This window comes from Methylobacterium sp. WL103 (assembly GCF_008039885.1).
GTDB lineage: Bacteria > Pseudomonadota > Alphaproteobacteria > Rhizobiales > Beijerinckiaceae > Methylobacterium > Methylobacterium cerastii.
Genome location: NZ_VRUX01001268.1, coordinates 1 through 469 on the forward strand (window position 1 = coordinate 1; position 469 = coordinate 469).

At 76.5% G+C, this 469-nt stretch carries 1 protein-coding gene; it reads left to right on the top strand.

Annotated elements, in window-relative coordinates; translation table 11 throughout:
* Positions 1-469 (top strand): translocation/assembly module TamB domain-containing protein (locus tag FV222_RS28945; RefSeq protein WP_187277547.1); only part of this gene is annotated, 469 nt, incomplete at both ends.

Here is a 469-nt window from a genome sequence, read left to right on the forward strand (position 1 = left end):
GCCGCGGGCGGAGGGCAGCGCGACGCTCGTGGGCGGCAGCTTCGCCGACCCGCTCAACGGCATCCGGCTCACCAACATCGAGGGCCGCGCCACGGGGCGCGGCGACACGATCGTCCTCGAACGCCTCACCCTGGCGACCCGCAACGGCGGCCAGCTCCGGGCCGACGGTCGCGTGGCGCTCGAGCCGCAGGCCGGCTTTCCCGGCACGATCCGCATCGCGGGCGAACGCGCCGAGCTGATCTCGAGTCCGCTGATGACGGCGGTCGCGAGCCTGAACCTCGCGCTTTCCGGCCCGCTGGCGCGCACGCCGCGGATCGCCGGGCGCGTCGACGTGGTCTCGATCGACGTGTCGGTGCCCGACCGGCTGCCCGCCACGGTGCAGCCGCTGCCGGGCATCCGCCGGATCAACACCCCGCCGGACATCCGCGCCCGGCTCGACGCCACGGCCGCGCGCGGCGCGCAGGTGGCC